General features: G+C 67.2%; 19 protein-coding genes and 1 pseudogene. 15 read left to right on the forward strand and 5 right to left on the reverse strand.

All coding sequences use genetic code 11. The annotated features are described in order from the left end of the window. Positions 1 to 1353 (reverse strand): annotated as a pseudogene (locus ACN4E0_RS12865) (exoprotein); the annotation flags it as partial. Positions 1354 to 1452: 99 nt separating this feature from the next. Here ACN4E0_RS12865 and radC point away from each other — a divergent pair. Beyond that, on the forward strand, positions 1453 to 2124 hold the full coding sequence (gene radC / locus ACN4E0_RS12870; RefSeq protein ID WP_419568430.1) for a RadC family protein: 672 nt from the start codon (positions 1453 to 1455) through the stop codon (positions 2122 to 2124). 9 nt (positions 2125 to 2133) lie between these two features. On the opposite strand, the gene ACN4E0_RS12875 is transcribed toward radC, so the two are convergent. Next, on the reverse strand, positions 2134 to 4917 hold the full coding sequence (locus tag ACN4E0_RS12875; protein ID WP_419568431.1) for a DUF3857 domain-containing protein: 2784 nt from the start codon (positions 4915 to 4917) through the stop codon (positions 2134 to 2136). A gap of 209 nt (positions 4918 to 5126) precedes the next feature. On the opposite strand from ACN4E0_RS12875, the gene purB reads away from it, so the two are divergent. The 10 genes from purB to ACN4E0_RS12925 all read left to right on the forward strand — a co-directional run bounded on the left by purB (position 5127) and on the right by ACN4E0_RS12925 (position 13220). Beyond that, positions 5127 to 6437, forward strand: coding sequence for an adenylosuccinate lyase (gene purB, locus ACN4E0_RS12880; protein ID WP_419568433.1), 1311 nt, complete (start codon positions 5127 to 5129; stop codon positions 6435 to 6437). A 60-nt stretch (positions 6438 to 6497) separates the two neighbouring features. Continuing rightward, a complete protein-coding gene (locus ACN4E0_RS12885; protein WP_419568435.1) occupies positions 6498 to 6845 on the forward strand; it encodes a DUF1049 domain-containing protein in 348 nt (115 codons plus the stop codon). Next, positions 6842 to 7516 carry an orotidine-5'-phosphate decarboxylase gene (gene pyrF, locus ACN4E0_RS12890; protein ID WP_419568437.1) on the forward strand — a complete coding sequence of 225 codons (675 nt, stop codon included), beginning with the start codon at positions 6842 to 6844 and terminating at the stop codon, positions 7514 to 7516. The genes ACN4E0_RS12885 and pyrF overlap by 4 nt, the downstream gene beginning before the upstream one ends. Beyond that, positions 7513 to 8022, forward strand: a complete 510-nt coding sequence (locus ACN4E0_RS12895) for a GNAT family N-acetyltransferase (protein ID WP_419568439.1) — start codon at positions 7513 to 7515, stop codon at positions 8020 to 8022. The genes pyrF and ACN4E0_RS12895 overlap by 4 nt, the downstream gene beginning before the upstream one ends. Before the next feature lie 11 nt (positions 8023 to 8033). Next, on the forward strand, positions 8034 to 8678 hold the full coding sequence (locus ACN4E0_RS12900; protein ID WP_419568441.1) for a phosphoribosylanthranilate isomerase: 645 nt from the start codon (positions 8034 to 8036) through the stop codon (positions 8676 to 8678). A gap of 75 nt (positions 8679 to 8753) precedes the next feature. Continuing rightward, entirely contained in the window at positions 8754 to 9971 is a 1218-nt protein-coding gene (gene trpB / locus ACN4E0_RS12905) for a tryptophan synthase subunit beta (RefSeq protein ID WP_419568443.1), read from the forward strand. Beyond that, on the forward strand, positions 9968 to 10168 hold the full coding sequence (locus ACN4E0_RS12910; protein WP_419568445.1) for a hypothetical protein: 201 nt from the start codon (positions 9968 to 9970) through the stop codon (positions 10166 to 10168). The genes trpB and ACN4E0_RS12910 overlap by 4 nt, the downstream gene beginning before the upstream one ends. After that, positions 10165 to 10944 carry a tryptophan synthase subunit alpha gene (gene trpA, locus ACN4E0_RS12915; protein ID WP_419568447.1) on the forward strand — a complete coding sequence of 260 codons (780 nt, stop codon included), beginning with the start codon at positions 10165 to 10167 and terminating at the stop codon, positions 10942 to 10944. Before ACN4E0_RS12910 ends, trpA begins: the two co-directional genes overlap by 4 nt. Before the next feature lie 129 nt (positions 10945 to 11073). Further along, entirely contained in the window at positions 11074 to 11922 is an 849-nt protein-coding gene (accD, locus tag ACN4E0_RS12920; protein ID WP_419568449.1) for an acetyl-CoA carboxylase, carboxyltransferase subunit beta, read from the forward strand. Between the two features lie 8 nt (positions 11923 to 11930). Then, a complete protein-coding gene (locus ACN4E0_RS12925; RefSeq protein ID WP_419568451.1) occupies positions 11931 to 13220 on the forward strand; it encodes a bifunctional folylpolyglutamate synthase/dihydrofolate synthase in 1290 nt (429 codons plus the stop codon). Here the strand turns inward: ACN4E0_RS12925 and ACN4E0_RS12930 are convergent, their stop codons facing one another. Then, positions 13221 to 14948, reverse strand: coding sequence for an AmpG family muropeptide MFS transporter (locus ACN4E0_RS12930; protein ID WP_419568453.1), 1728 nt, complete (start codon positions 14946 to 14948; stop codon positions 13221 to 13223). A gap of 73 nt (positions 14949 to 15021) precedes the next feature. Here ACN4E0_RS12930 and ACN4E0_RS12935 point away from each other — a divergent pair, with 73 nt between their 5' ends. Genes ACN4E0_RS12935 through rsmD form a run of 3 tightly spaced genes read left to right on the forward strand, consistent with a single transcriptional unit; the run spans position 15022 to position 17522 of the window. After that, entirely contained in the window at positions 15022 to 16185 is a 1164-nt protein-coding gene (locus ACN4E0_RS12935) for an aromatic ring-hydroxylating oxygenase subunit alpha (protein WP_419568454.1), read from the forward strand. Between the two features lie 18 nt (positions 16186 to 16203). Next, the gene (locus ACN4E0_RS12940) at positions 16204 to 16971 is read left to right on the forward strand and encodes a pseudouridine synthase (protein WP_419568455.1); all 768 of its coding nucleotides are present in this window, start codon (positions 16204 to 16206) and stop codon (positions 16969 to 16971) included. Further along, complete coding sequence (rsmD, locus tag ACN4E0_RS12945) at positions 16968 to 17522, forward strand: 16S rRNA (guanine(966)-N(2))-methyltransferase RsmD (protein WP_419568457.1); 555 nt, start codon at positions 16968 to 16970, stop codon at positions 17520 to 17522. The genes ACN4E0_RS12940 and rsmD overlap by 4 nt, the downstream gene beginning before the upstream one ends. A 10-nt stretch (positions 17523 to 17532) precedes the next feature. Here the strand turns inward: rsmD and ACN4E0_RS12950 are convergent, their stop codons facing one another. Next, complete coding sequence (locus ACN4E0_RS12950; protein WP_419568459.1) at positions 17533 to 17940, reverse strand: hypothetical protein; 408 nt, start codon at positions 17938 to 17940, stop codon at positions 17533 to 17535. 265 nt (positions 17941 to 18205) lie between these two features. After that, positions 18206 to 18796 (reverse strand): hypothetical protein, encoded by a 591-nt coding sequence (locus tag ACN4E0_RS12955; RefSeq protein WP_419568460.1) that lies wholly within the window; start codon positions 18794 to 18796, stop codon positions 18206 to 18208. Positions 18797 to 18921: 125 nt separating this feature from the next. Between ACN4E0_RS12955 and ACN4E0_RS12960 the strand changes: the two genes are divergently transcribed. After that, complete coding sequence (locus ACN4E0_RS12960) at positions 18922 to 21234, forward strand: ATP-dependent helicase (RefSeq protein WP_419568462.1); 2313 nt, start codon at positions 18922 to 18924, stop codon at positions 21232 to 21234. The last annotated feature ends 39 nt before the right edge of the window (positions 21235 to 21273 follow it).

The following is a 21273-nucleotide window of genomic DNA, read 5'->3' on the forward strand; positions in this document are numbered from 1 at the left end:
CGATTCGCTGCGCTCCATCCGCCCGGTGATCCGCGGCATCCCGGCTCCGCCGGTGGCGATATTACCCGAAATGCGCGGCATCTGGCCGCCCAGCGTGCCGATCTCGACGCGTGAGAGCGACACCAGCCGGGCGCCGCTCCCGCCCCGCAGTTCGGCCCGCGGAGCCAGCAGCGAGTATCCGGCGGGATCGCTCCGCCAGCGGATGTCCGCTGCGAGCGAACTACCCCGCGCTTCCGCCTGCAGCGCGGCGGCCAGCTTGCGCGTGAGCGGTGCGAGCAGCGTCCCTTCCCCGCTCCGAGCCAGCGATTCTACCGCTGCGACGGCCGATTGCCCGAGACGCAGGCCGTTGCCTTCGAGATTGCCGTCGAGCTGGATACGCTCGAAACCGTCGTTTGCCCGCAACTGGCCTTCCGCAGTCAGCACCGCTGCGAGCGCCTGGGGCGTGCGCACCCCTCGCGCCGCCAGGGTGAAGCGGGCGGTGGCAAGGCGGTCGCGCAGCTGCGCCCGGACCGTGCCGAGAAGCGCCGCCGCCGAATTGCTTCCATAACGGCTCTCGCCGCCCTCGAGCCGCGCCTCGATCGAGGGATTGGCAAGATGCGTATCCGCGCCGAGTTTCAGGTCCACCGCATAATCGGCAAGAGCCAGTTCCTGCCCCGGACAGGCAAGCGAGGCGAGCCGAAGCGGCCCGGAAAACTGCGGTTCGCCCGAAACCGTCGTGACTTTACCATAGGCGGTGGTCCGCGCCGCCGTGCATCCCGGCAGCGCGAGTTGCGGCGCTACCGCCGCGAGCGTGCCGTTCCAGCCATGGCTGACCAGTCCGGAGCCGACGAGGCTGAGCCCGACCGGGCCGTAATCGGTTTCGATCAGCCCACGCCCATCGCGAATGGCCAGCTTGAGATTGGGCAGCGTGGCGGGCTCCTCGCTTGGCCCGAACACGAGCGGATCGAGGCTCCCGAGGCTGACTTTGCCGTCGTGGAAGCTGCCGTAAAGCCGCGGTTCGACCAGCGTCACGCCGCCGATTTCAGGCATGCCGAACCGATGGCGCAAGGTCACGATGACGCGCTGAGCGGTGAAATCGGGTCTCTCGGGATCGCCGATCACGACATGGGACAGCACCTGGGTCCGTGCGCCGACGCGCTCGATCGTGTAGCTTGCCGGGACACCGCTCGCCTCGAGCTGGCGCTGGATGATGTCGTCGACGATCCGCTCGCGCGAGAGCCATGCCGCGAGGGCGGCGATGCCGAGCACGCCGACGATCGCCAGCACCACCAGCCACCGTTTGCGACGTTGCCCTACAGGCTCACCGGGACCGCCTTCGACCACCAAGCCCTTGTCGTTCGCGACCCGTTCCATCGATCCCACGCTTGCGCCTTATGCCTTCCAAAGGCAATGCAAGTGGCTGAAACGCCGTCCACGGGGGATTGGTTGCCGGGGGAAGCAAATAAATCGGCGGTGCGAGCTGGTGCCGGCCACCGCGAGCGACTGCGACAGCGGCTGCTGTCGGGCGGCGCCGAGGCGCTGGCCGATTACGAACTGCTCGAGTTCCTGCTCTTCGCCGCCATCCGGCAGGGCGACACCAAGCCGCTGGCCAAGGCGCTGATCGCCCGCTTCGGGTCGTTTTCCGCCGTGCTCGCGGCCGATCCGCAGGCGCTGCGCCAGGTCAAGGGAATGGGCGAGGCGAGCGCGGCCGCGCTCCACGCCTGCAGTCTCGCTGCGCGGCGCATGGCGCGTGGGGCGGTGCAGGACCGGCCGGTGCTCGGTAGCTGGCAGGCGCTGCTCGACTATCTCGCGATCGACATGGCGCATCTCGCTCACGAGCGTGTGCGGGTGCTCTATCTCAATGCGCAGAACCGGCTGATCCTCGACCACCTGCTCGGCGAAGGGTCGATCGACGAGGCGGCGATCCACCCGCGCGAGGTCATCCGCAAGGCCTTCGACGTCGGCGCCACCGCCCTCATCCTGGTGCACAACCATCCGAGCGGCAATCCCGAGCCGAGCCGCGCCGACATCGCGATCACCTCCCGCATTGCCGAAGCCGGCCGGCTGCTGGGGGTGACCGTCCACGATCACGTGATTATCGGCCGCGAGGGCCATGTTTCGCTCCGCGCCAAGGGACTGATCTGAGCGCCGGGATCAGCGCGCCGGACTGATCCCGTAGCGTTCGTAGCGGGCCGCGATATCGGGCGCCAGGCGCAGCGCCTCGAGGATGTCGGTCCGGCCCTCGCTCTCGCCCCGACCCAGCCGGATGATGCCGCGCAGATAGCGGCTGGCGGCCTGCGCGGGTTCCTTCTTCAGTGCGGCATCGAGGTCCGCCAGCGCTTCATCCTCGCGTCCGAGCCGATGGAACACCAGCGCCCGGCTGTCGAGCGCGGCCGCGCTGTAGCTGGCGGCCTTGACCGCGCGGTCGCACAGCTCGGCACCATCGTCGAGATGGTAGCTCCAGGTCCCCACGAACCAGCATTGCGAATTGAGCAGCGAATCGTCGCCCGGACGCTCGGCCAAGGCGTCGGCCAGCATGGCCCAGCCCTCGTCGCTGCGATCCGTGGTCCCGGCGATCTCGGCGAAGATTTGCGCCACGGTCGAACGGTCCTCACCGCTCACGTCGATCGAATCGAGCAATTCCAGCCCCTCGTCGGCCCGGCCGTCCAGCGCCAGTGCGTGCGCATAGGCGGTGGCGTCGGCAAGGTCTCCGGTAAGTTCGAAAGCGGTGCGTGTGGCCGCCACCGCCTCGTCGAACCGCCCCATGCGGGTCAGAATATCCGCGCGGCCGGTATAGGCTGCTGCCGTGCCTTCGAGCGCGATCGCCTTGTCGATATCGGCGAGCGCCGCCGGATAGTCGCGGCCGAGCGTCTTGAGTGCGCTGCGCAGCATGAGGAAATTGCCCTCGTCCGGCCACAGATCGACCAGATTGTTCGCCGGCGCGATGAGACCCTTCACACGCTGCGCAACCTCCTTGTCCGACAGCTCCCACACGCGGCGCGGCGCGGAGATGCGGATTTCGGGGTCGGCACTGTTCATCGCGCGCATCGCGGCCTTGGTGGCGGGGATATCGGCCGCGGCGATCTCGCCCGGGACATAGCTGGCCGAATCGGTCACGCGAACCACGCCGTCATCGAAGCTGAGCGAGCGCTCGAAGCGCGTTCCCGCGACCGTCCGTTCGGCAAGATCGCCCGATCCGCTGATCGTCGCGCCCTTGCCGTCGTCGGGCAGGCGATAGGTCGCTTCCTCGACCGAGGTCATCGGCCCGGTGACGCTGTAGGGAATGTCGCGCCAGGCGGCGCGTCCGCGGTCGGGGTCGAATTTCCAGTTGGTCGTTGCGGTGTAGATTTTGTGGGTCGCGGTATCGCGATCGAGGGCGAAGGCCTCGCTCAGCACGCCTTTTGCGCGCAAATGCCCGATCCCCGATTCCGGATCGTAGCTGTAGGAGGCTTCGTAGACGAAACCGTCGAACAGATCGTCGGTGAATTTCTGGGCATGACCCAGCACTTCCTTGGGGTCGGTGGCGCTGGCCTGGGCTTCCATCTGCGCCGCCAGCACACCGCGCGTTTCGACATCGAGATCGTACAGCGCCGGCAAGTCGACACCGCGGGAAAGGTCGTAGGTCACGCGCATCGTGCGATCGGCATAGCCCGGCCAGCGCTGCTCCAGCTTGACCAGTTCGGCCCCGCTGGCGCGGAGCGGCAGGGCGTAGCCGAAATTCGGCACTTCGCGGATCGTCGCGAGGCGCGAGCCCGCCGAGGTCCCGTCGAGCCAGTATTCGGTCCCGTCGATGGTCGCGCGAACCACGACATGGTCGAACGCCCCGGGCAGCGGCTTCCACAGCTGGACCGCGTCGCCCCTCTCCGAATTGACCAGCATCGCCTCGGCCTCGACATCCAGTTCGTGCAGCATGGCGAGCAGCAGCACCGACTTGGCCTTGCAATCGCCATAGCCGAGCGTCCAGGTTTCCATCGGCGACTGGGGCAGGTAATTGCCGCCGTCCATGCCGTTGAGGAGATAGTTGATCTGGTCCTGCACCGTCCGCAGCGCCAGCGCCGCGCGCTCGAGCGGGTCGGCGGTGGCGGCGCGAATGCGGTCGACCTCCCCTGCCAGCGCGCTGCCGGGCTCGATCGTGTTGTCGACGGCGTAGTGCGGCGCCATGACCGCCGCGACATCGCCCCAGGTGGCGAAGCTCCCGGCCATCAGCGCCGGCGGCACCTTGAACCGCGCCGGCGCGTCCTCGGGCATCTCTTCCAGCTTGTCGACCGGCAGGATCAGCTCGACCGTACGATAGCCCTTGGCATCGCTCACGCTCGGCTCTGGGGCCTGGCCCAGCATGGCATAGGAAATGCCCGAATCCTCGGGCCACGACATGCGCAGCCGCCCATATCCCAATCGCGTGGGCTTGGTGGTCAGCCCCTCGGTCGCCTGCATCGCGCCGGCGAGCGCTTGGTCGCGGTTGGTCGTGCTACTGGAGAAGCGCAGGATGTCTCCGACCTTGAGCCCGGGAATCTTGAACAGCGCCGTCAGCGCGCCATTGACCGTACGCCGTTCCAGCTCGGTCTCGCGCCGGATGACCTCATGACCGATGCCATCGGCAAGGAGATCGATGACCTGCCCATCGCGCACGATCTCGATCCGGTGGACCGTCAGATCACCCTTGTCGGGCAGCCAGCCGAACTGGAGCGTCCCCAGCCTGGAGAGGATCTCCGAATTGCGCACGGCGTAGGCGATATCGGTGAACCGGTGGACGGCCCCGCCGTCGAGCCGCAATTGGCGGTCGAACAGCACGATCTCCTCGCCTTCCTCGACCGCAGCGTCGAAATCGGCCGGTACGACCCATTCGGGCGCGTCGGCGAAGACGACTGCGTCGCCGGCCCATGCCGGCGCAGCGAGAATGGCGAGTGGTGCGACCGCGCCAAGATAAACGGCTCTCAAGACTAAATCCCCCAAGTGAAATCGGATACAGAGAGTAATTGGGAAGCGCGCCAACGCAAACAGAATATCGCTGGTCGTGAACAGTTCGTCGCAGCCGGATCATTTTCGACACGCTCGTTTCGCTACCGTCTGGGGGTTGCGGTTTGCCCGTCCCCCGCCTAGCGGCAGCGCCACGTTCCCGCAGCAATCGAACCGGAGTGTCGTCCGCCATGGTCCCCCGCTATGCCCGTCCCGAAATGACCGCCCTGTGGGAGCCCGAGGCGAAGTATCGCATCTGGTTCGAGATCGAGGCGCATGCGACCGAGAAGCTCGGCGAGCTGGGCGTGGTGCCGGAGAGCGCCGCCAAGGCGCTGTGGGACTGGTGGGCGACCGATCCGAAGATCGACGTCGAGGCGATCGACGCGATCGAGGCCGTAACCAAGCACGATGTGATCGCCTTCCTCACCTGGGTGGCCGAAAACGTGGGCGACGAAGCGCGCTTCATGCATCAGGGCATGACTTCCAGCGACGTGCTCGACACCACGCTGGCGGTGCAGCTCGCGCGCGCGACCGATATCCTGCTCGCCGATCTCGATGCGCTGCTCGCCGCGATCCAGCGCCGCGCCGAGGAGCACAAATACACCCCGACCATCGGCCGCAGCCACGGCATCCATGCCGAGCCGGTGACATTCGGCCTCAAGCTGGCGCAGGCCTATGCCGAATTCGATCGCTGCCGGAAGCGCCTGGTCGCCGCGCGCGAGGAAATCGCCACCTGCGCCATTTCGGGCGCGGTCGGGACCTTCGCCAATATCGACCCGCGCGTCGAGGAACACGTCGCCGAGAAGCTGGGCCTGTCGGTCGAGCCCGTCTCGACGCAGGTCATCCCGCGCGATCGCCACGCGATGTTCTTCTCGACGCTGGCGGTGATCGCCGGCTCGATCGAACGCCTCGCGGTGGAAGTGCGTCATCTCCAGCGCACCGAGGTGCTCGAGGCGGAGGAATATTTCTCGCCGGGCCAGAAGGGTTCGAGCGCGATGCCGCACAAGCGCAACCCGATCCTGACCGAAAACCTTACCGGCCAGGCGCGCATGATCCGCGCCTATGCCCTGCCCGCGCTCGAAAACGTGGCGCTGTGGCACGAACGCGATATCTCGCACAGCTCGGTCGAGCGCTTCATCGGGCCCGACGCCTGCATCACGCTCGATTTCGCGCTGGCGCGGCTGACCGGCGTGGTCGACAAGCTGCTCGTCTATCCGGAGCGCATGCAGGCGAACATGGACCGCATGGGCGGGCTGATCCATTCGCAGCGCGTGCTGCTGGCGCTGACGCAGGCGGGGGTGAGCCGCGAAGACGCTTACCGCCTCGTCCAGCGCAATGCGATGAAGGTCTGGGAATCGGACGGAAGGCTGATGCTGCTCGATCTGCTCAAGCAGGACGAGGAAGTCACCGCGGCGCTGTCGGTCGAACAGCTCGAGGAGAAGTTCGACCTCGAATACCACTTCAAGCACGTCGATACGATTTTCGCGCGGGTCTTCGGCTAGACGCGCGCCGCGCGGCGGCCTAGCATCGCACCATAGGTACAAAAAGAGGGGGTAGCCTTCATGCAGATCGTGCGCACCATCGTCTGGGTCCTGCTGCTGTTTTCGCTGCTTGCCTTCAGTTTCTTCAACTGGAAGCCGGTCGAAGTGCAGATCTGGTCCAATCTCGTGCTCGAAACCAAGCTCCCGGCGCTGGTGATCATCTCCTTCCTGCTCGGACTGGTGCCGATGTGGCTGATCCACCGCACCAGCAAGTGGCGCGCCACGCGCCGTATCAACGCGCTCGAGACCGCGACCACGCGCCTGGCCACTCCCTCGCCCGTACCCGCGACCGCCGAGCAGGAGCAGATCGCGGATTCGCCTCCCGAACCGGACAATCCGGTCGCAACCGAGCCCTCAAAACCCGCATGACCAATCCGATCTATCTCGCCCTCGACGTCCCCCACCTGCGCGACGGGCTCGACCTTGCAAAGAAGGTCAAGGGCCATGTCGGCGGGATCAAGCTGGGGCTCGAATTCTTCTGCGCGCACGGCGCGCACGGGGTCCACATGATCGGGCAGCTCGGGCTGCCGGTCTTCCTCGACCTGAAGCTCTACGACATTCCCAACACGGTCGCCGGCGCGATGCAGGCGATCCACGTGCTCGAGCCGAGCATCGTCACGGTGCACGCCAGCGGCGGACGCGCCATGCTCGAGGATGCCAAGGCGGCTGCCGGCGAGAACACCAGGGTCGTCGGCGTCACCATGCTCACCAGCATGGACGATCGCGATCTCCAGCGCACCGGGATCGAAGGCAGCGCGCACGACCATGTCATGCGGCTGGCGGAGCTTTCCCGCGAGGCGGGGCTCGACGGCATCGTCTGCTCGGGCCAGGAAGTGAAGGCGGTACACGACCAGTGGAAGGACGGGTTCTTCGTCGTTCCCGGCCTGCGTCCGGCTGGCAGCGCGTCGGGCGACCAGAAGCGCGTCGTCACCCCGCGCCAGGCGCGTGACGACGGGGCCAGCGTACTCGTGATCGGCCGTCCGATCAGCCGCGCCGAGGATCCCGCCAGGGCCGCGCGCGAGATCGAGGCGACGCTTTGACGCAAATCGCGGCGGCGAAACCCGCCGACGCCGACGCTCTCAAACTGCTGATCGAAAGCGCCTATCGCGGCGACAGCGCGCGCCAGGGCTGGAATCACGAGGCCGACATCCTCGACGACGAGCGCATCTCGCTCGCGGAAGTCGAAGCGATGCTCGCGGACCCGGCGGTCGGCCTGCTTGTCGCGCGGGACGACGACGGCAGGCTGACGGGCTGCGTCGCCGTGACGCGGAAGGACGATACCCTCGGCTATCTCGGCACTTTCTGTGTCGACCCGCAGCTGCAGTCGGCCGGTCTCGGGCGGAAGCTCCTCGATGCGGCGGAAAACGAAGCGCGGTCCTTGGGCCTGCGTGCAATGGAAATGACGGTCATCACCCAGCGCGAGGTGCTGATCGCTTGGTACGAACGGCGCGGCTATCGCAGGACCGGCGAGACACGACCATTCCCCGTACTGCGCGACCCGCCGCTCCACTTCGCGGTGCTGGAAAAGCCGCTGACCGGGGCCTAGGACACGCGGCCATGGCGACTGCCCGGATCAAGATCTGCGGGATTTCGACTCCCGACACGCTCGACGCGGTGCTCGCGGCGCGGGCTGACTATGTCGGCTTCAATTTCTTCCCGCCCAGCCCGCGCCATGTCGATCCCTCTGCGGCAGCGGCGCTCGCCGCTCGGGCGGGATCCAAGATTGGCAAGGTCGGCGTGTTCGTCGATCCCGACGACGGTCTGCTGCGGGAGGCCGTGGCTGCGGGCCGGCTCGATGCGATCCAGCTCCATGGCGAGGAAGCCCCCGAACGCTGCGCCGCGCTGCGGTCGCGGTTCGACCTGCCAGTGTGGAAGGTGATCGCGGTCAGCAATGCCGCCGACGTCGCGCGCGCCGACGCCTATCACCAGGCCGCCGATTTCATCCTGTTCGATGCCAAGACGCCGAAGGATGCCGCGCTTCCGGGCGGGATGGGCCTGCGGTTCGACTGGTCGCTGCTGGCGGGCCTGCGCATGGCCCTGCCCTGGGGCCTCGCCGGGGGGCTCTCCGCGGCCAATGTGCGCGATGCGATCGAAGCCACGGGTGCACCGCTGGTCGATACGTCGAGCGGCGTCGAAAGCGCGCCAGGCGTCAAGGATTCGGACAGGATCGCAAGCTTCTGCGCGGCCGTCCGCAGCGCCTGACGAAAGAACCGCTTCGAGACGGCTTGCCTAAGGTGTCTCGACTTCGGGCGGTGGCATCGGCATGGGAGGGCCGCGATGACCGATTCCAACCTCAATACCTTCCGCAACCAGCCCGACGAGCGCGGCCATTTCGGCGATTACGGCGGCCGCTACGTCGCCGAGACGCTGATGCCGCTCGTTCTCGAACTCGAGCGCGAATACCGCGCGGCAAAGGCCGACCCGGCATTCCAGGCGCAGTTCGACGATCTGCTCGAACACTACGTCGGCCGCCCCAGCCCGCTCTATTTCGCCGAGCGGCTGACCGAGGCGCTCGGCGGGGCGCAGGTGTGGTTGAAGCGCGACGAGCTCAATCACACCGGCGCGCACAAGATCAACAATTGCATCGGGCAGATCCTGCTCGCAATGCGCATGGGCAAAACGCGCATCATCGCCGAGACCGGCGCGGGCCAGCACGGCGTGGCCACCGCCACCGTCTGCGCGCGCTTCGGCCTGCCCTGCGTGGTGTTCATGGGCGCCGAAGACGTGCGCCGGCAGTCGCCCAACGTGTTCCGCATGAAGCTGCTCGGCGCCGAGGTCCGCCCCGTCACCAGCGGCCGCGGCACGCTCAAGGATGCGATGAACGAGGCGCTGCGCGACTGGGTCGCGAATGTCGACGACACCTTCTACATTATCGGCACCGCGGCGGGCCCGCATCCCTATCCCGAGCTGGTCCGCGACTTCCAGAGCGTGATCGGCAAGGAAGCGCGCCAGCAGATGCAGGACCGCATCGGCCGCCTGCCCGACCTGCTCGTGGCGGCGATCGGCGGCGGCTCGAACGCGCTCGGCCTGTTCCACCCTTTCCTTGACGATCCGGACGTCAAGATGCTCGGTGTCGAAGCAGCGGGCTACGGCCTCGATGGCGACCAGCATGCCGCATCGCTGCTCGGCGGCTTCCCCGGCGTGCTGCACGGCAATAAGACCTATCTGCTGCAGGACGAGGACGGCCAGATCACCGAGGGGCACTCGATCAGCGCCGGTCTCGACTATCCCGGCATCGGTCCCGAACACGCCTGGCTCAAGGATATGGGCCGGGTCGAATACACCGCCGTCACCGACGACGAGGCGCTCGAGGCCTTCCAGCTGCTCTGCCGCACCGAGGGCATCATCCCCGCATTGGAACCCAGCCACGCCATCGCGGCGGTGGCCAAGCGCGCGAAGGAGATGCCGAAGGACAGCGTGATCCTCGCGAACCTGTGCGGACGCGGCGACAAGGACATCTTCACCGTGGCGGAGAAGCTGGGAGTGGAGATGTGACGTGGACCCTGCTTCGGCGCTGCGTGCTCACAGGGCTGATCGCCATCATTCTCTCTCTGGCACTCAAGTTCATGCTCATGCTGACGCTAGGCCGACCGCTGACGTTGAACCAGGACTTTTGGATTGAAACGGTGCCGGTGATGTTTTTGGTTGGGTTCTTCATCCCGCTAGCACCGCGAAATCTCGAGAAAAAATGACCCGCCTCTCTTCCACCTTCGCCAAGCCCCACCCCTCGCTGGTCTGCTTCCTCACGGCGGGCGATGGCGACACCGCCGCCAATCTCGACGCGCTGGTCGCGGGCGGCGCCGATGTGATCGAGCTGGGCATGCCCTTCACCGATCCGATGGCCGACGGGCCTGCGATCCAGAAGGCCAATATCCGCTCGCTCGGCGCGGGCACCACCACGGCCGATGTCCTGAACATTGCGACCGGCTTCCGCCAGCGCCATCCCGACGTCCCGCTGGTGCTGATGGGCTATGCCAACCCGATGGTCCGGCGCGGCCCCGAATGGTTCGCCTCCGCCGCCAAGGACGCGGGCGTCGACGGCGTGATCTGCGTGGACATCCCGCCCGAGGAGGACGACGCGCTCGGCCCGGCCTTGCGCGATGCCGGGATCGCCCCGATCCGCCTCGCCACGCCCACCACCGACGACAAGCGCCTGCCCGCCGTGGTCGATGGCAGCCAGGGCTTCCTCTACTACGTCGCGGTCGCCGGGATCACCGGCATGCAGCAGGCGGCGATCGAATCGATCGAGGCCAATGTCACCCGCATCAAGGCCGCGACCGACATTCCCGTGGCAGTCGGCTTCGGCGTGCGCACCCCCGAGCAGGCGGGCGAGATCGCGCGCGTGGCCGATGGCGTGGTGGTCGGTTCGGCGCTGGTCGAGCTCGTGGCCGAGCATGGAGCGGAGGCGCCGGCCAAGCTTCGCGAGCTGACTTCGGCGCTGTCGCAGGCCGTTCACGCCGCCCGGTGAGACAGTAGACGGTCATTGCGAGCGTAGCGAAGCAATCCAGTCCCACGCTATCTGGATTGCCGCGTCGCCCACGGCTCCTCGCAATGACTGGGCTTTTTTTAGCCGCGAATGGAGACTAAGGCCGCAGCCATGAACTGGTTCACCCGCGTCCGCAATTCGATCACCTCGCTGTCCAAGCGCAGCACCGACAAGGATCTGTGGGTCAAGTGCCCCAGCTGCCAGCAGATGGTCTTCGCGCAGGAGTACGAGGAGAACGCCTTCGTCTGCCCACGCTGCGGCCATCACGGCCGGATCGGCGCCGACGAGCGCCTGCGCCAGCTGCTCGACGAAGGCTATGAGGTCCTCCCGATCCCCGAGGTGAAGGAAGACCCGCTCAAGTTCCGCGACACCGCGAAATACGCCGACCGCCTCAAAAAGGCGCGCGCCAAGAGCCCGCACAAGGACGCCTTCCTCGTCGGTTCGGGCGCGATCGAGGGCAAGCCCGCGGTGGTCGGCGTGCAGGATTTCAGCTTCATGGGCGGATCGATGGGCATGGCGGTGGGGACCGCCTTCTGCCAGGGCGCCGAGCGCGCGCTGACGCGCCACTGCCCCTATATCGTCGTCACCGCCGCAGGCGGCGCGCGGATGCAGGAAGGCATCCTCAGCCTGATGCAGATGCCCAAGGCGACCGTGATGACTCGCCGCCTGAAGGAAGCCAGGCTGCCCTATATCGTGGTGCTGACCGACCCGACCACGGGCGGCGTCACTGCGAGCTACGCCATGCTCGGCGATGTGCATATCGCCGAACCGGGCGCGCTGATCGGCTTCGCCGGCCAGCGCGTGATCCAGGACACCATCCGCGAACAGCTGCCCGACGGCTTCCAGCGCGCCGAGTATCTCCACAAGCACGGCATGGTCGACATGGTGGTGCATCGGCACGACCTGAAGGACACGCTGGCGACGCTGCTCGACTATCTGGCGCCCGCCAGGGCGGCCTGAGGCCCACGATGCGGGACTTCGCCCGGTCCGAGAGTCCCGCGGTGCAGGAACAGCTCGACCGGCTCGGGCGCCTCTCGGTGCCCGACGGCAGGCTCGGCCTGGACACGATCCGCGCGCTGCTCGAACGGCTCGGCAATCCGCATCACCGACTCCCGCCCGTTTTCCATGTCGCCGGGACCAACGGCAAGGGATCGACCTGCGCCTTCCTCCACGCGATGCTCGAGGCGCAGGGGTACAAGGTCCATGTCACCACCAGCCCGCATCTCGTCCGCTACAACGAGCGCATCCGCGTCGCCGGCAAGCTGATCGAGGACGAACGCCTCGCCGAATTGCTCGCGCAGGTGCTCGATGCGGGCGAAGACCTCAATCCGAGCTTCTTCGAAGTCACCATCGCCGCGGCCTTCACCGAATTCGCCCGCGTCCCGGCCGACGCCTGCGTGGTCGAGGTCGGCCTCGGTGGACGGTTCGATGCCACCAATGTGATCGAACGGCCCGCCGCCTGCGGCATCGCCGCACTCGGCATCGACCACGAACGCTTCCTCCTCGCACCCGAGGCCGGCACGCCCGAGCAACCTCTGGCCCGGATCGCCTTCGAGAAAGCCGGCATTGCAAAGCAGGGCCGCCCTCTGGTCACGCTGCATTACCCGGATGAAGCCGCCGAGGAGATCGAGAGGATCGCGAGCGACTGCGGGGCCATCCTTGCGGTGCGCGGCAGGGACTGGACCTCGGATTCGCTCGGCAATATCCTGCACTACTCCGACCCGAGCGGCGAAGTGCATCTGCCCGTGCCCTCGCTGGTCGGTGCGCATCAGGCGGAAAACGCCGCCCTGGCCGTGGCCATGCTGCGCCACCAGAGCCTGGTACGGATTTCGGAGGAAGCCATCGTGACCGGGCTGCGCACCGCGCACTGGCCCGCCCGGCTGCAGCGTCTGCACGCGGGACCGCTCACCGAGGAGCACGAGGTCTGGCTCGACGGCGGGCACAATCGCAGCGCGGGCGATGCGCTGGCGCAGCATTTCGAGGGCCAGCGGCTGCACCTCGTCATCGGCATGCTCAAAGGCAAGGACCCGGCGTCGATCATCCGCCCGCTCAAGGCGAACCTCGCCAGCGTGACCGCGGTGCCCGTGCCCGATCACGACTATCACCCGGCCAAGGCTTTCGGCCGGGGAACGCAGGCCGCCGCTTCGGTGCCCGAGGCGCTCGCAGCGATACCTGTGGGGCGCGTCCCGGTACTGGTCGCCGGCTCGCTCTATCTCGCGGGCGAGGTGCTGCGCCTCAACGGCGAATTCCCCGACTGACTATTCCGCCGGAGCCACTTCTCCAGCCTCGGGTGAGAGCACGCCGGCAGCGGCCTTGCCGCGGCGTTCGCGATACCATTCGAGGCACACCAGCACCGATGCGGCAAGCCCGATCCAGGTGGTGAGGATGAAGACATCGTAGAAGCCCTGCTTCTCGATCATCTCGCCCAGCGCGCCGCGCCCGAGCGTGCCGACGAGCAGCGTCAGCGAGGACAGCAGCGCATATTGCACCGCGCTGAATTGCTTCGACACGATCGACGATAGCCAGGCAACATAGGCCGCCCCGGCAATCCCGATGGCGAGGTTCTCGAAGCCGATGGTGATGGTCAGCCTGGCGAGGTCGGCATCGCCGATGCCGGGCACCTGCTCGATCAGATAGGTGAAGCCCACGGCATCGCTGAAAGCCTGCATATGCGCCCCGCCCAGCGCCATGTCGGCGTAGAGCAAATTGGTCAGCGCGGCGAGGATGCCGCCGATCAACAGCGTCGCCATGCGGCCGAGCACGGTCAGCATGAAGCCCCCGAGCGCCAGCCCCGCGATGATCGCGCCGACACCGAAGAACTTCGAGGCGAAGGCTACGTCGTCGTTGGTGTACTGCAGCTCGCCGAGGTAGAACGGGTAGGCGAAGGTGCCCCAGATCGCATCGCAGATGCGATAGGTCAGCACCACAGCGAGGATCAGCACCAGCGACCAGCCCATCCGGCCGACGAATTCGACCAGCGGCAGCACCAGAGCCCGATAGAGATGGTCGAGCGCGTAGGCGCCGCCGGTGGCTTGCGGCGCGTCTTCGGCGAGCAGGTGCCTGCCCTGCTTCTTCTGCCCCGCCAGCCAGCCCGCGATCAGTGCGGGCAGGATGATCGTCGCGACGATGATCCACGGCCCCCAGGTCAGCGTGAAATCGGTCGGGTTGGGCCGGTCCTCGGGCGCATTGGTCAGCGACAGGATCATGAAGGTCAGCACGGCACCGATCGCCACCGCCCACAGCAGCCCGACCGCAGCGAGCGCGCGGTTGCGGATCGCGGGCGCCAGTTCGCCCGCGCGGCGCAGCGCGCGGACCTGCTCGTCGCCCTCGCTCGCTTCGGCGCTGCCCGTCGCATTGGGCGCCCACAGGCCGACCGCGCCGACGGCGAGCAGGATCCCGCCCATCATCATGTAGGTTTCGGGCCAGCCGATGCGCGCGGCGATGATCAGGCCGAGCGCGCCGCCGACGAGCGAGGAGAGACGGTATCCCATCTGGTAGACGGTCGAGAGGATGTCGATCGTCGCCCGCTCGTCCGCGACGTCGATACGCCAGGCGTTGATCGCGATGTCCTGCGTCGCGCTGGCGAAAGCGCCGATCCCGGCGAGGAGCGAGAACATGCCGAGCTGGGTGCGCGGTTCGAGAACGCTCATGGTGATGAGGATCGCGCCGAGCAGGAGCTGCATCGGGACGATCCACTGCTTGCGCTTGCCGAGCCTGCGCAGGAGCGGCAGGTCGACCTTGTCGATCAGCGGCGACCACAGGAACTGGAAGGCATAGGCGAGCCCGATGAGCGAGAAGATGCCCATCGTCTCGAGATCGACCTCGGCCTCGGTCAGCCAGGCGAACAGCGTCCCCAGGAACAGCGCGAAGGGAAGCCCGCTGGCGAAACCGAACAGCAGCATGAAGCCGGTCTTGCGATTGCCCAGCGCCATGCCGAGCGCGCGCCAGGCTGAAATCTTTCGTGTCTCTTCCGCGACCTCGGCCATGCCCTAGCGTCCTTCCGTTTGCGCCATTTTTTTGCGACACTAGCGACGAGAGAGAGCGAGAGGAACAGCGCAAATGGGCGATGTCGACACCAAACCCACTGAACGTCGGCCAACCGACGGGATGCTGGCACTGGCCCGTGATATTGCCGCCGGGCACAAGCGCGACGCAAGCGACGTGAGCACGGTCCCCGCCAGCGTCTATGTCGACCCCGACTACTGGGCGCGCGAGAAGGCCGCGATCTACGATCGCCTGCCGCAGATCCTGTGTCCCTCGGCGCTGCTGCCCGATGCCGGGATGGCGGTGCCGCACGATGCCACCGGGCGCCCGCTGCTGATCACGCGCGATACGGAGGGGAAGGCGCATGTCTTCCTCAATGTCTGCCGCCACCGCGGCACCCGGCTGGTCGAGGGCAGCGAGGTCCACTGCACCAAGAAGCTGGTCTGCCCCTATCACGCCTGGACCTATGCGGTGGACGGGCGGTTGCTCGCCCTGCCCCGCCCCGACACCTTCCCGGGGCTCGACAAGGACGACCATGGCCTCGTCGAACTGCCCAGCCGGGAGACCGGTGGGCTGATCTGGTTCTGCCCCAAAGCCGAAACGGCGGACTTCTCGCTGGCCGAGCGGCTCGGCGAGGATTTCGACGCGCTCGGAATGGGCGACCAGGTGCTCTTCCGCCGCAAGACGCACGAGGTTGCGGGCAACTGGAAGCTCATCATGGATGCCTTCCTCGAAAGCTATCACGTCACCCGGCTCCACGCGAAGACGATCGGACCCTTCTTCAAGGACGGCGTCACCAGCGGCGACATGATCGGGCCGCACTCGCGCGCCGCGGTCGGGCGGCTCGAAGAGATGGAGGGCATCGACCTCGAGGACATGGCGGCGCTGCGCCGCGTGGTGACCTTCGCCTATCAGCTGCTGCCCGGCGCGCTCATCATTCCCAGCCCCGACTACATCAACGTGATGGTGATGATGCCGCAGGCGCATGATCGCACGCTGGTCGAGGACTTCATGCTGATCCCCGAACATCCCGCGACCGACAAGGCGCGCGACCACTGGGAACGCAGCTGGGCTCTGCTCGACGGCGGCGTTTTCGCAAGCGAGGATTTCCGCGCCGCCGAGCTCGGCCAGCAGGGCCTGGCGACGGGCGCGGTGCCGCATCTCACGCTCGGCACGATGGAGGGCGGCATCCGCCGCTATCACGAGACCGTCGAAGAAGCCTTGCGGGCGGCCAATTGAAGGCCTAGCTGCGCGGCCATGGCCGACAATCGACTACCCGAACAAGGCGACCGGATCGCCAAGCTGCTCGCGCGCGCGGGCGTCGCCAGCCGGCGCGAGATCGAGCGCATGATCGCCGACGGGCGCGTGGCGATTAACGGCAAGGTGCTCGATACGCCGGCGGTCAAGCTGACCGACCTGCGCGGCGTGACGGTCGACGGCAAACCCGTCGGCACGGTCGAGGAAACGCGCCTGTTCGCCTTTCACAAGCCCGCCGGAATGCTGACCACCGAGCACGACCCCAAGGGCCGGACGACGATCTACGCCGCGCTGCGCAACGCCCTGCCCAGGGATGCGGGGCGCGTGATGCCGGTCGGGCGCCTCGACTACAACACCGAAGGCCTGCTGCTGCTGACCAATGACGGCGAGATGAAGCGCGCGATGGAACTGCCCTCGAGCGGCGTGCCGCGGACCTATCGCGCGCGGGCATTCGGTGATGTCACCCAGGCCGTTCTCGACAAGCTGATCGAAGGCATCGAGGTCGACGGCGTGCGTTACGGCCGGATCGAGGCCGACCTCGAGCGCGGATCGGGCAAGAATCGCTGGATCGTGCTGACCCTGCGCGAGGGCAAGAACCGCGAGGTCCGCCGGGTGCTCGAACATCTCGGGCTCGAAGTGAACCGCCTGCTGCGGATCGGCTACGGCCCGTTCCACATCGGCGACCTCCCGCGCGGTCAGGCGCTCGAGATCAAGCGGGGCGATGTCATGGCGTTCAAGCGCGATCTTGCCCGCGGTGGCCGCCAGTGAGAATCGTCGCGGGCGAGTGGCGCGGCCGCAAGCTGGTCGCGCCCAAGGGCGAACTGACCCGGCCGACCGCCGACCGCACGCGCGAGACCCTGTTCAGCATGCTCGCGAGCCGGCTGGGCAGTTTCGAAGGGCTGAGCGTGGCCGACCTCTTTGCCGGATCGGGCGCACTCGGGCTCGAAGCACTGTCGCGGGGGGCGGCCTCGTGCCTGTTCGTCGAGCAGGACAGCGCGGCGATCAAGGCCATCCGAACCAATACCGAGGCCTTCGACGTGCGGGCGCGCTCCACCGTGCAGCAGGCCTCGGTAATGTCGCTCGGGCCGGCCAAGCTGCCGCATGATCTCATCCTGCTCGACCCGCCCTATGATACCGGGGCGGGGCAGGTCGCGCTCGACCGCATGCTGCGGCTTGGCTGGATCGGCCCGGCAAGCTGGATAGCGCTGGAAACCGGGGCCAAGGAGACGGTCTCGGTGAAAGGCCTCGCCATCGATGCCGAACGCAAGATCGGCAAGGCCAAGCTGACGCTCCTTCGCCTCGCCGCCGACACGGCCTGACGGGAAGCCTCTAGCCCGGGCCCGGCTCTTCCCCGAGCGCGGGCGCCTCGCTCTCCGGCGGCGGCACGGCCGCACGGCTTTCGATCATGGCCCAGGCCTCGGCCCGTCCGGCCTCGTCCATCGTCAGCAGCGTGAGCCTGTCGGTATCGCGCAGGCGGAAGAACAGCGCCTTGCGCTCGGGGGTGAGCCTCCAGAAATAGTCCTGCGCCTCGACCGGCCAGGCGTCATAGGCCTGCCGCTGATCGGCCGGCCAGCCGGCCATCTCCGCCGCGTCGGCGGCATTGCTGCCTGTCGAAGGCGCCGGTGCGGGCTCGACCTGCGCGTCCGACGCCGGATCCATGGGCGCATCCTGCGCCATGGCGGGAATGCTGATCGTGGCCAACTGGCCACCGACGATGTACCAAAATGTCTTACGCATGAGATCCTCCACGGAATCGTACATGCGTGACGAACGCGACCCTTGCGGCCCGACCCTGCCGCGTCGCAAATCCTGTGGCGAAAGCGCCATCGAGGCAAGAGGACCATGGGGCACCGTCGTGTCGCCGCCACGCTCGGGCGTGGGGCGTGGCGATTTCGCGACGAGTATGCATGCACGAAAAAGGGCGGGGCCGCCATGGCAGCCCCGCCCCCTCCAAGCGTCGCACTCACGGCTCATCGAGCGGAGCGCGAGCGGAAAGCGGATTTTACTCGCCGGGTTTCTCGGCCGGCAGCTTCCCGTCCATCTCGCTGGCGGGCTTACCCGGCCAGTATTCGAGCGGACGATTGCCGGTCTTGTTCTTGGCCCAGCTGTTGATGCAGCCATCCTGCTGATCGCCCTTGCAGACCGGAAGGTCGTCGCCCGAGGCCGACTTGTAGGCGGCCGGGGTCGTCTGCGTGACTTCCTTGCTCACGAAGCGCGGATCAGCGGTGCTGGCCGAGGCCGAGGCAGTGGTCGCGGCAGCGGCTGTTGCGTTCGGCACCTGCGCCTGAACCTGCGTCCAGGCCTGCGCACGCGCTTCGGGCGTCATCTCGTAGATCCGGACGCGCTGGTCGTCGGTGAGCAGCCACCAGCCTTCCACCTGCATCGGCGTCAGCGTCCAGTAATACTCCTGAACGGCATCGGGCCATGCGTCATAGGCGGTCTGGCGATCGGCGGGCCATGCGTCGTACATGCCCTGCTGGTCGTCGCTCATCGCATAGACCTTGCCTTCCGCGTCGACGGCCATATCCTGGGCCGCGGCGGGTACCGTAGTGAAAGCCAGTGCGGCAGCACCGGCAAGAATGATATTACGCATTGGAGAATACTCCATTTGTCGTTGTCATTGCCCGTCCTACGCTGGAAACGCCGCGTCGGTTCCGGCACCGATCGGCCTACGGGGCTTGTCTTGCGGGCACGCGTTCCCTAGCTGTTCCGTACTGCATGACCGAGCTTCCCACCCCGTCCGACGCGCCCGAAAAAGCGCAGATTCCCGCCTATGCCGCGCGTCTGAACGCACCCCAACGCGAGGCGGTGCTGACCACCGAGGGACCGGTGCTGATGCTGGCGGGCGCCGGAACGGGCAAGACGGCGGCGCTTACCGCACGGTTGGCACATCTCATCGCAATGCGGCGCGCCTGGCCGAGCGAAATCCTGTGCGTCACCTTCACCAACAAGGCTGCGCGCGAGATGCGCGAACGGGTTGGTCGGCATATCGGCGATGCGGTGGAAGGCATGCCCTGGCTCGGGACCTTCCACGCGATCGGTGCCCGCATGCTGCGCCGCCATGCCGAGCTGGTGGGGCTCGAAAGCAACTACACGATAATCGACACCGACGACCAGTTGCGTCTGCTCAAGCAGCTGATCCAGGAAAACGACCTCGACGAAAAGCGCTGGCCCGCGCGCCAGCTCGCCGGGCTGATCGATCGATGGAAGAATCGCGGGCTCAACCCGGGCGACCTCGATGCGGTCGAGAACGAGGCCTATGCCAATGGCCGCGGCGCGCAGTTCTACGAGCTCTACCAGGAGCGCCTCAAATCGCTCAACGCCTGCGATTTCGGCGATTTGCTGCTGCACATGCTCAACATCTTCCGCCAGCATCGCGACGTGCTCGAGCAATACCAGCAGCGCTTCAAATACATCCTGGTCGACGAATATCAGGATACCAACCAGGTCCAGTATCTGTGGCTGCGCCTGCTCGCCCAGACGCGCAAGAACATCTGCGTCGTCGGCGACGACGACCAGTCGATCTATTCATGGCGTGGCGCAGAAGTGGCCAATATCCTCAAGTTCGAAAAGGACTTTCCCGGCGCGGCAGTGATCAAGCTGGAGCAGAACTATCGCTCCACCCCGCAAATCCTCGCCGCCGCCTCCGGACTGATCGATGCCAATAGCGAGAGGCTCGGCAAGACGCTCTGGACCGAGCTTCCGGCGGGCGACAAGGTCCGCGTCATCGGCGTGTGGGATGCCCCCGAAGAAGCGCGCCGCGTGGGCGAGGAGATCGAACGGCTCGAAGCCGAGGGGGCACCGCTCGACCAGGTCGCCATCCTCGTGCGCGCGCAATACCAGACCCGCGAATTCGAGGACCGCTTCATCCAGATCGGCCTCAACTACCGCATCGTCGGTGGCTTCCGCTTCTACGAGCGCGCCGAAATCCGCGATGCGCTGGCGTACCTGCGGACCATCGCCCAGCCCGCCGACGATCTCGCCTTCGAGCGCATCTACAACCAGCCCAAGCGCGGCCTCGGGGCGAAGACGCTCGAGGCGATGCGCCGTCATGCCCGCCGCACGCAGGCGCCGCTCGCCGCCGCGAGCCTCGACCTGTGCGATACCGACGAACTTCCCGCGCGGGCGAAGAACAATCTGGTCGGGCTGCTCGGCCAGTTCGTCCACTGGCGCGAGCTTGCGGAAACGGTCACCCCGTCCGAACTGCTGCGTACGGTGCTCGCCGAGAGCGGCTATGACGAGATGCTCCAGAAGGAACGCAGCGCGGAAAGCGCCGGCCGGCTCGAAAACCTCACCGAACTCGCCCGTGCGATGGAGGAATATGAAACGCTGGGCGACTTCCTCGAGCATGTCAGCCTGGTGATGGACAACGACCGCGCCGATGACGGCGAGAAGGTCACCATCATGACCATGCACGCCGCCAAGGGGCTCGAGTTCGACCAGGTCTTTCTGCCCGGCTGGGAGGAAGGCGTCTTCCCAAGTCAGCGCGCGATCGACGAAGGCGGGCTCGCCAGCCTCGAGGAGGAGCGCCGCCTCGCCTATGTCGCGATCACCCGCGCCAAGCGCCGCTGCACCATCCTCCACGCCGCCAACCGGCGCATCTACGGCCAGTGGACCAGCTCGATCCCCAGCCGCTTCATCGCGGAACTGCCCGAGGAGCATGTCCGGAGCGAGACCACCATGACCGGCGGTGCCTCGCTGTGGCGCGCCAACTGGAGCGAAACCGACGATCCCTTCGCGCATGTCTCGCGCGATGCGCCCAACAGGTCCGGCGCGCGCGGGCCGGGCTGGCAACGCGCGCTGTCGACCGGTTACGACTCGACCCCCAAGCGGCTCGCCGAACCGGGTCGCAGCGCCGCCAGCTTCGCCGCCAGGCCGCGCAGCGACATCGCCGTCGGCGCGCGCGTATTCCACGACAAGTTCGGCTATGGCTGCGTCACCGACCAGGAAGGCAACAAGCTGACGATCGAGTTCGAGAAGGCGGGCGAGAAACGCGTGCTCGACAGCTTCGTGAAGCTCGCGGCGGACTGACGCGCGTCGCCGCGCCGCCGGGATTTTCCTACACGGGCG

Origin of the sequence: Qipengyuania sp., assembly GCF_048550555.1 — a bacterium.
GTDB lineage: Bacteria > Pseudomonadota > Alphaproteobacteria > Sphingomonadales > Sphingomonadaceae > Qipengyuania.

Bases quoted from the DNA above. Each gene is read 5' to 3' on its own strand.
- purB (WP_419568433.1), top strand. From the start codon at position 5,127: ATGGTCCCCCGCTATGCCCGTCCCGAAATGACCGCCCTGTGGGAGCCC.
- ACN4E0_RS12885 (WP_419568435.1), top strand. From the start codon at position 6,498: ATGCAGATCGTGCGCACCATCGTCTGGGTCCTGCTGCTGTTTTCGCTG.
- pyrF (WP_419568437.1), top strand. From the start codon at position 6,842: ATGACCAATCCGATCTATCTCGCCCTCGACGTCCCCCACCTGCGCGAC.
- ACN4E0_RS12900 (WP_419568441.1), top strand. From the start codon at position 8,034: ATGGCGACTGCCCGGATCAAGATCTGCGGGATTTCGACTCCCGACACG.
- trpB (WP_419568443.1), top strand. From the start codon at position 8,754: ATGACCGATTCCAACCTCAATACCTTCCGCAACCAGCCCGACGAGCGC.
- trpA (WP_419568447.1), top strand. From the start codon at position 10,165: ATGACCCGCCTCTCTTCCACCTTCGCCAAGCCCCACCCCTCGCTGGTC.
- accD (WP_419568449.1), top strand. From the start codon at position 11,074: ATGAACTGGTTCACCCGCGTCCGCAATTCGATCACCTCGCTGTCCAAG.
- ACN4E0_RS12925 (WP_419568451.1), top strand. From the start codon at position 11,931: ATGCGGGACTTCGCCCGGTCCGAGAGTCCCGCGGTGCAGGAACAGCTC.
- ACN4E0_RS12930 (WP_419568453.1), bottom strand. From the start codon at position 14,948: ATGGCCGAGGTCGCGGAAGAGACACGAAAGATTTCAGCCTGGCGCGCG.
- ACN4E0_RS12935 (WP_419568454.1), top strand. From the start codon at position 15,022: ATGGGCGATGTCGACACCAAACCCACTGAACGTCGGCCAACCGACGGG.
- ACN4E0_RS12940 (WP_419568455.1), top strand. From the start codon at position 16,204: ATGGCCGACAATCGACTACCCGAACAAGGCGACCGGATCGCCAAGCTG.
- ACN4E0_RS12950 (WP_419568459.1), bottom strand. From the start codon at position 17,940: ATGCGTAAGACATTTTGGTACATCGTCGGTGGCCAGTTGGCCACGATC.
- ACN4E0_RS12955 (WP_419568460.1), bottom strand. From the start codon at position 18,796: ATGCGTAATATCATTCTTGCCGGTGCTGCCGCACTGGCTTTCACTACG.
- ACN4E0_RS12960 (WP_419568462.1), top strand. From the start codon at position 18,922: ATGACCGAGCTTCCCACCCCGTCCGACGCGCCCGAAAAAGCGCAGATT.